Origin of the sequence: Stenotrophomonas sp. HMWF003 (assembly GCF_003061285.1) — a bacterium.
Classification (GTDB): Bacteria; Pseudomonadota; Gammaproteobacteria; order Xanthomonadales; family Xanthomonadaceae; genus Stenotrophomonas; species Stenotrophomonas maltophilia_AP.
This window is the reverse complement of the sequence record NZ_QAIW01000007.1, coordinates 1-7,744: the sequence shown is the minus strand read 5'-3', so window position 1 is coordinate 7,744 and position 7,744 is coordinate 1. Positions and strand designations below refer to the sequence as shown.

7 protein-coding genes and 8 tRNA genes are annotated in these 7,744 nt (G+C 66.3%); 6 read left to right on the top strand and 9 right to left on the bottom strand.

Going from position 1 to position 7,744, the window contains the following annotated elements:
• Nucleotides 1-17 precede the first annotated feature (17 nt).
• Nucleotides 18-389, top strand: a complete 372-nt coding sequence (locus DBR34_RS00405; protein WP_128095243.1) for a GNAT family N-acetyltransferase — start codon at nucleotides 18-20, stop codon at nucleotides 387-389.
• A 79-nt stretch (nucleotides 390-468) separates the two neighbouring features.
• Here the strand turns inward: DBR34_RS00405 and DBR34_RS00400 are convergent.
• The 9 genes from DBR34_RS00400 to DBR34_RS00360 all read right to left on the bottom strand — a co-directional run bounded on the left by DBR34_RS00400 (nucleotide 469) and on the right by DBR34_RS00360 (nucleotide 2,411).
• Nucleotides 469-544: transfer RNA gene (locus DBR34_RS00400), tRNA-Glu, on the bottom strand.
• 48 nt (nucleotides 545-592) lie between these two features.
• Nucleotides 593-668, bottom strand: a tRNA-Ala gene (locus DBR34_RS00395).
• A gap of 215 nt (nucleotides 669-883) precedes the next feature.
• Nucleotides 884-959 (bottom strand) — tRNA-Glu (locus DBR34_RS00390).
• Between the two features lie 48 nt (nucleotides 960-1,007).
• Nucleotides 1,008-1,083 (bottom strand) — tRNA-Ala (locus DBR34_RS00385).
• Nucleotides 1,084-1,203: 120 nt separating this feature from the next.
• Nucleotides 1,204-1,279, bottom strand: a tRNA-Glu gene (locus DBR34_RS00380).
• 51 nt (nucleotides 1,280-1,330) lie between these two features.
• Nucleotides 1,331-1,406, bottom strand: a tRNA-Ala gene (locus tag DBR34_RS00375).
• A 155-nt stretch (nucleotides 1,407-1,561) separates the two neighbouring features.
• A tRNA-Glu gene (locus DBR34_RS00370) sits at nucleotides 1,562-1,637 on the bottom strand.
• A 53-nt stretch (nucleotides 1,638-1,690) separates the two neighbouring features.
• Nucleotides 1,691-1,766: transfer RNA gene (locus DBR34_RS00365), tRNA-Ala, on the bottom strand.
• Nucleotides 1,767-2,012: 246 nt separating this feature from the next.
• The gene (locus tag DBR34_RS00360) at nucleotides 2,013-2,411 is read right to left on the bottom strand and encodes a heavy metal-responsive transcriptional regulator (RefSeq protein WP_128095241.1); all 399 of its coding nucleotides are present in this window, start codon (nucleotides 2,409-2,411) and stop codon (nucleotides 2,013-2,015) included.
• 217 nt (nucleotides 2,412-2,628) lie between these two features.
• Between DBR34_RS00360 and DBR34_RS00355 the strand changes: the two genes are divergently transcribed.
• The 5 genes from DBR34_RS00355 to DBR34_RS00335 all read left to right on the top strand — a co-directional run.
• A complete protein-coding gene (locus DBR34_RS00355) occupies nucleotides 2,629-3,696 on the top strand; it encodes a helix-turn-helix domain-containing protein (RefSeq protein ID WP_258223594.1) in 1,068 nt (355 codons plus the stop codon).
• 161 nt (nucleotides 3,697-3,857) lie between these two features.
• Nucleotides 3,858-4,658, top strand: a complete 801-nt coding sequence (locus DBR34_RS00350; RefSeq protein ID WP_258223593.1) for a TlpA disulfide reductase family protein — start codon at nucleotides 3,858-3,860, stop codon at nucleotides 4,656-4,658.
• A gap of 40 nt (nucleotides 4,659-4,698) precedes the next feature.
• The gene (gene dsbG, locus DBR34_RS00345; RefSeq protein WP_128095239.1) at nucleotides 4,699-5,529 is read left to right on the top strand and encodes a thiol:disulfide interchange protein DsbG; all 831 of its coding nucleotides are present in this window, start codon (nucleotides 4,699-4,701) and stop codon (nucleotides 5,527-5,529) included.
• 350 nt (nucleotides 5,530-5,879) lie between these two features.
• Nucleotides 5,880-7,445, top strand: coding sequence for a porin (locus DBR34_RS00340; RefSeq protein ID WP_258223592.1), 1,566 nt, complete (start codon nucleotides 5,880-5,882; stop codon nucleotides 7,443-7,445).
• 51 nt (nucleotides 7,446-7,496) lie between these two features.
• On the top strand, nucleotides 7,497-7,744 hold a 248-nt coding region (locus tag DBR34_RS00335; protein WP_128095237.1), incomplete at its 3' end, for an amino acid permease.

Here is a 7,744-nt window from a genome sequence, read left to right as displayed (position 1 = left end):
TTCCCCATCCGCCCAGCGTGGCCGAATACCGCGAACTGCGGGTGCGCGCCGGGCTGAGCCCCAAAACACTGGAGGCGGCCACGCTGGGCCTGCCCCATACGGTGTTCGGGGTCAGTATCCGTGAGGGCGAACAGTTGCTGGCGATGGGCCGGCTGGTGGGCGACCGCGGCTGCTTCCTGCAGGTGGTGGACATTGCGGTGGTGCCCGAACGGCAGGGCCAGGGCCTGGGCAAAGCGGTGATGGGCGAACTGGATGCGTGGCTGCAGGCCAATGCGGTGGGGGCGTACGTGAGCCTGATCGCCGATGGCGACGCGCACCGCCTGTATGCGCAGTTCGGCTTTGCGCTGACCGCGCCACGGTCGGTGGGCATGGCCAAGGTGGTGCGGTAGGTACCGACCGTTGGTCGGTACGAATGGCGGGGCGTACAAACAAAAACCCCCGGCAATGCCGGGGGCTGTTGTTTGTAGCTGGCGTCCCCACGGGGATTCGAACCCCGGTCGCCACCGTGAAAGGGTGATGTCCTAGGCCTCTAGACGATGGGGACGCGTTAAACCGAATTTTTCTTCTATCGGACGGCCTGTGTCCGGAGAAGTGGTGGAGCCAGGCGGGATCGAACCGCCGACCTCCTGCATGCCATGCAGGCGCTCTCCCAGCTGAGCTATGGCCCCACGTTGATGCTGCGAGCCGCCTATCATAGCGATGCTTTTGCTGGATGGGAAGCTTTTTATTTCGTTCTGTCGCATCCAGGCCCGGGCGGCGGAGACCTGTCGCAGGTCGGTGTGCCTGGGTGTCCTGCATCCGCCATGCCGACCAACGGTCGGCGCCTTCCGGGTGGGCACACAAACAAAAACCCCCGGCAATGCCGGGGGCTGTTGTTTGTAGCTGGCGTCCCCACGGGGATTCGAACCCCGGTCGCCACCGTGAAAGGGTGATGTCCTAGGCCTCTAGACGATGGGGACGCGTTAAACCGAATTTTTCTTCTATCGGACGGCCTGTGTCCGGAGAAGTGGTGGAGCCAGGCGGGATCGAACCGCCGACCTCCTGCATGCCATGCAGGCGCTCTCCCAGCTGAGCTATGGCCCCACGTTGTACCGCAAGCCGCCTAGTATACCTGCCTGTTCACGTTTGTGGAAGACCACGACGAAAGCGGCGGGAGGCGGTGACAAAAAAACCCGGCGGACCGGGCCTGATGTCGTTGATGAGTGGCGTCCCCACGGGGATTCGAACCCCGGTCGCCACCGTGAAAGGGTGATGTCCTAGGCCTCTAGACGATGGGGACGCATAAACTCATCAATGTTTTCAGCACCTCCAAACGGCCTAAGGTCCGGAGTGGTGGAGCCAGGCGGGATCGAACCGCCGACCTCCTGCATGCCATGCAGGCGCTCTCCCAGCTGAGCTATGGCCCCACGATGCTGGAGGCGGAATTCTACGCGGATGTGAAGGATTCGCCAAGTGTTTTGTGTGACATCGCGATGAAAATCTTTTGCCGCGAACGAAGATCGATTGCCACGCCGCAAAAACAAAACGCCCCGACCGAGGTCAGGGCGTTCTGCTTCTTGATTGGCGTCCCCACGGGGATTCGAACCCCGGTCGCCACCGTGAAAGGGTGATGTCCTAGGCCTCTAGACGATGGGGACGCACGAAACTTCAAATTTTGTCACTGCACTTCCAATCGGCCTAATGATTGAAGTGGTGGAGCCAGGCGGGATCGAACCGCCGACCTCCTGCATGCCATGCAGGCGCTCTCCCAGCTGAGCTATGGCCCCACGTCGTGAGGAGCGAAATCATAGCGACGACGTTTTCGCTTGGCAAGCGAAAAATGCACGAAATGCATCATTCACTCGTCGCGTGTGGATGACGCGGGCGCGTCGCACTGCACAAGGCGTGTCGACGCGGGCAGGTGCGCATCCGCGCGCAGGCTGCACACGCAATGTGTTCACCACGCTGCACAGATCCGACACTGCAACGGCATCGATACGTTTCCCGCATCGCGCGGGCATCTGTTGGCGGGCTTACTGCCGCGACCCGGTCATTGCAGCCAGGATCGGGCAGTGCACCAGCTCGCCGTGGCCGGGGCAGGCATCCACCAGTTCCTTCAAGGCGCCATGCATGCGCTGCAGCTCGGCGATGCGACGTTCGATGTCGGTGAGTTTGTGTACGGCGGTGTCGCGTACGCGCGCCATGTCCTGGCCGCGCTGGTCGCTGAGGCTGAGCAGCTCGCCGATCTCTTCCAGGGTGAAGCCGAGCGCCTTGGCGCGGCGGATGAACTGCAGCCGGGTGAGGTCGGTGTCGCCGAATACCCGATAGCCCCCGGCGCTGCGGCGTGCGGTCGGCAGCAACTGCTGGCGTTCGTAATAGCGCACAGTGTCGATCGGCACGCCAGCCTGGCGTGCGAGCTGTCCGATGTTCATGCCCACCTCGATGAAGACTGCAGGGAGGGTAAACCCTTGAGTCCGGTCAAGAGTCAAGGGTTGCTGAAGGCGGGCCGACCGTTGTCGTTAACGGGTCGAAAGATACAACTAGTTTCATAGCTACCGCGCTTTTGCCTCCGTAGGCTCGGACAGGTTCGCTGCAAGCCCTTGCCACGCCTGGGTTTTGCTGCCCCAGACGTCGCTTGAGGAGCTTTCCATGGATGCACCGTTCACCCCCTTGTCCCCTTTGCCACGGCCGGCATCGTCGGCGCTGATGGAAGTTGCCGTGCTGGAGTACCCCGGCAGTCTGCGGGCCGCCGCACCGGTGCTGTCGGAACTGGCACAGCGTTGCAACCGTACCGCGGCGGCCGGCAAGCGGCAGGGCGCGCGGATGCTGGTGACACGCTGGACCCTGTCGTCGCGCGGCGTGCAGCGGGTTGCCGGTGCGGAACTGTTCGGTGACGCGTTGCCGGCCATCATCGTGGTGCCCGGCAACGAGCCCAGCTGGCCATTGCCGGCGCCCGACGAGCGCCTGCTGGCCTGGCTGCGTGACACCCACGAGGGCGGCAGCGTGCTGGCTGCCTGCGACGAAGGCGGATTGATGCTGGCTGGCAGCGGCGTGCTGGCCGGGCGCACGGTAAGCCTGCCCGACCTGATGCGCTGTCCGTCGCTGGCCACCATGGTGCCCAGCTGGAACCTGGGGGAGCGTGCGCTGGTGGACGACGGCGACCTGCTCACGGCGTCCGGGCCCGACGCCTGGAAGTACCTGAGTCTGCGCCTGCTGGCCCGCGTCTATGGGCAGACCGTGATGACCGCTGCGATCCAACAGCTGCAGCTGACGATTCCGCGCGCGGTGCAGGACGACCTGGAGCGCTTCAGCCCCAACTTCGCGCACGGCGATCGCGGCATTCTCAAGGCACAACGCTGGCTGCATACCATTGCCGCGCGCGGGGTGTCCCTGCAGGACATCTGCACCTCGGCCGGGTTGGAGCCGCGCACGTTGCAGCGCCGCTTCCTGAAAGCCACCGGCCTGCGTCCGATCGAGTACTGCCAGCGGCTGCGCATCGCCAAGGCGCAGCTGTTGCTGCAGGCCGGTGGCGAAATCGATGAAGTGTCCTGGGCGGTCGGCTACTCCGATCAGAGCGCGTTCCGCCGCCTGTTCCTGCGCATTGTCGGGCTCACGCCGTCGCGCTACCGGCGGCAGCTGGCGACGCAGCGACGCGAACGCGCACGCCTCCCCGCGGCCGACGTTGCGGTAGCCGAGCCAATGCGCTCGGCCGCCTAGCCACGCATCGCGCCAGGCAACGGCGCACGCACGCAGCCCGCCGTTTGCGCATGTGCGGTTGCGGCTTGCCGGATGGGCGATGGGCTGTGACCATGCCGCCGGGGTTGCAGCAACATGACCGCGCATGCGTTGTACGCAGGTGCGGTGGAGACGGATGGATGATGAGCAGTGTTGGCCCGGTACCACTGGGCGTAGTGTGGGTGTTGCTGGGATGGCTGCTGGCCATCGGTGTGGCGCGGTGGTTGCGGCCGCCACCGCAGGAAGGACAGCCCAAAGCCGCGGCGATGCTGCTGGACATGGTGTTCCTGGGTCTGCTGGGCGGGCGCGTGGGGTTCGTGGTGCTGCATTGGCGCGCCTACGCAGCCGACCCATGGGGCGTGCTGAGGCTGGGGGATGGCGGCTTCCTGCCGCTCGTGGCAGTGCTCGTCGCCTTCGGGTGGGCGGCATGGCGGCTGCGCCGCTGGCCGGCGCTGCGCAGGCCGGTGTGGGCCGGTGCAGTGGCCGGCGTAGTGTGCTGGTTGGGATTGACGCTCGGCATGGCCCATCTGCAGCAGGCGCGGATCTCCCTGCCGGCGTTGACCCTGCAGTCGCTGCAGGGGCAGCCGGTTGCGCTGGCCGAGACCGCAGGCAAGCCGGTGGTCGTCAACCTGTGGGCCACCTGGTGCGCCCCCTGTCGGCGCGAGATGCCGATCTTCTCTGCGGCACAGCAGCGCGAACCCGACGTCCATTTCGTGTTCGTCAACCAGGGCGAAAGCGTGGACGACGTGCAGCAGTTCCTGTCCAGCCAGGGGCTGGTGCTGCAGCATGTGCTGCTCGACCCGGACAGCGTCACCGCCGAACGGCTGCAGGTGCACGCATATCCGACTACCCTGTTCTTCGATTCACGTGGCCGGTTGCAGGGGCTGCACATGGGGGAACTCAGTGCAGCCGGCCTGCAGGCCCGGCTCGATGCGCTGCGCTGAACGCGCGGCGCCTTTCATTCTGTTGCTACCAGGAGTTGCCATGCTGTTGAAATCGCTGCCCGCACCGGGCTCGCTGCTTGCCGCTGCGCTGTTGATGGGCCTGGCCGGGTGCAGCCAGGCCCAGTCGCCCAAGGCCCCCGACGCGGCCAAACCGGCTGCCGCCGCCAAGGCGGGTGAGTACCCGGACGTGCTCAAGGGCATTCAGAAGCACGGCTTCGAGGTGGTGGGCGAATTCGATGCGCCGGGTGGCCTGCGCGGCTTCGCCGGCGTGGTGGGCGGCCAGCAGCCCGCCGCGGCCTACGTGACGCCCGATGGCAAGCATGTTCTGGTCGGCAGCCTGTTCGACGCCACGGGCGAGGATGTCAGCGCGGCGCCGCTGGAGAAGCTGGCCGCCAAGCCGATGTCGGAAAAAATGTGGAACAAGCTCGATGCCAGCGCCTGGGTGCGCGACGGCCGTGCCGATGCGCCGCGGGTGGTGTACACCTTCAGCGACGCCAACTGCCCGTACTGCCATCGCTTCTGGGAAGCCGCGCGGCCGTGGGTGGACAGCGGCAAGGTGCAGCTGCGGCACATCATGGTGGGCGTGATCCGTGAAGACAGCCCGGCCAAGGCCGCTGCCATCCTGACCGCCCCGAACCCGAGCGCGGCTCTGCTGGAAAACGAGCACAACTTCGACAAGGGCGGCATCAAGCCGGTGGCGAAGCTGAGCCCGGACGTGGCGAACAAGCTTGATGCCAACCAGGAGCTGATGATCGAGATGGGCTTCCAGGGCACCCCGGGCATCCTGTTCAAGGACGACAAGGGCATGCTGCAGCGCCGCTCCGGCATGCCGCAGGGCCAGGACATGGACCTGGTGATGGGCAAGCGCTGAGCCGCTGCCCGATCGACTGAAACGCGCGCCGGTGCAACGCCGGCGCGCGCGCCGGCAGGCGTGCCCATGTAGGGAGGATGTACGCACGTCCGGCGTGTGTTGCAGGGGACTGCACAGGGGCGATGCGGTGCACTTGATCTGAATCAAGGCCGAAAACGACAGGCGGATTAGCCTGTGCGCATGTATTCCTCTGTCTTCACTCCTCGCCGCGGCATGCGTATGCCTGCGTCGTTGTCATCACAACGACCGGCAGACTTCACGACGTGCTCACCTGGCCATTGTTACTCAGGGCGCTGGCAAGCGGGTTGTTTCCGTCATGCCTCCCGGGATGAGGAGGGAATCCCACGCGGGTGTGTTCACCACGGTGTGCATGCGATCGGTTCGCCGGCGCATGCCGCGGGTGTGCTGCGCCTGCATTGCAGTACCGGGTTGTCGGGCGAGGCCGCGCATGCAAGTGCAGCGGCGTTGCACGGCAAGGCTGTTCGCGGTTCATGGAGAACGTGATGCGCCTGGCTGTACTGACGTTTGCGTGTGCTGCGGTGGTGGTCGCTGCGCCTGCCTGTGCACAGGATTCGGCCGATGCGTTGCGGCAGGAGATCCGCACCCTGCGGCAGACACTGGAAACGATGGAAAAGCGCCTGGATGCGCTGGAGTCCGCACCGGGCGCGCCGACGCCCGCGCCTGCCGCGATAGCGCAGGCCACCCCGGCCGCGTTGCCATCGCCCGCGGCAGTGCAGGTGCCGGGCGGCGGGCAGGCCATCCTGCCGCCACGTGATTCGGTGTCCGACCCGTCCTCGGCGGCGTCGCGCCCGGACAGTGCCGCCGGCCCGACCGATCCGGAGCTGAAAGGGTTCTTCGCCATTCCGGGCACCGATACGCTGATCCGCATCGGCGGCTACGCCAAGCTGGATGCCATCGCCGACGCACGCGCGGCCGGTGACGAGGACCAGTTCATTCCGTCGTCGATCCCGGTGGGCAGCGCGCATCGCGATGTGTCCAACTTCAACATGCATGCCAAGCAGACCCGTTTCAGCTTCGAGGCGCGTCGCCCCACTACCCACGGCAACCTGCGCTTCTACCTGGAGAACGATTTCTTCGGCAGCAGCGACAGCTATCAGTTCCGCCTGCGCCACGCCTACGGGCAGCTGGGCAATACCTACGCCGGTTACGGCTATTCCAGTTTCATGGACGCCGACAGCCTGCCCGACACGCTGGATTTCGCCGGCCCCGGCGCGGCTGGCTACCTGCTGGTGGCCGGTATTCACCACAGCTTCCCGCTCGGCAAGGGCAACACCCTGACCCTGGCCGCCGAAGATCCGGACACGCAGCTGAGCGCGCCGGCCGACGGCGTCCGCGCGGTGGACCAGGCCCCGGATGTCACCCTCACCGCGCGCATGGAGCGCGACTGGGGGCACCTGCAGGTCGGCCTGGTGGCGCGCAGCCTGGCCTACGACGGCGACGCCGGTGATGATCGCCGCATCGGCGGTGGCCTGCAGCTCAGTGGCTCGGCCGCGGTGGGCGAGCAGGACCTGCTGCTGTTTGGCGCGCTGGGTGGCAAGGGCATTGCCCGCTATACCGCCGACCTGACCGGCTCGGGCATGGATGCGGTGGTGGCCGACGATGGGCGCCTGGCGCTGCTGCGGCTGCACGGCGGTTTCGTCGGCTACACCCATTACTGGACGCCGATGTGGCGCTCCAACCTGATCTACGGCCAGCTCAGTGGCGAGCGCAACGCGGCGCTCGCCGACGATGCCTTCCGCCGCAGCCGCTACGGCGTATTCAACCTGCTGTGGAGCCCGGCGCCGTCCTGGACCATGGGCATGGAACTGCTGTACGGCCAACTGGAACAGCAACGCGGGCAACGCAGCGACACGGTGCGGCTGCAGGGCAGCCTGCAATACAACTTCATCAAGTAGACCCTACCGCCCGGCGCGACCGGGCCCATGCCTGGCAAAGGAGAAACCGTCATGGCAGAAGCAAAGAAAATCGGGGTGGTCGGTGCCACCTTCCTGGTGGCCGGCAACATGATGGGTTCGGGGGTGTTCCTGCTGCCCTCCAGCCTGGCCAAGATCGGCACGGCGTCGATCTGGGGGTGGCTGATCACCACGGCCGGCGCGCTGCTGCTGGCCTTCGTGTTCGCCAAGCTGGGCAAGCTGGCGCCCAAGGCCGGTGGCCCGTACGCCTATGCGCGCGACTGGTTCGGCCCGTACATGGG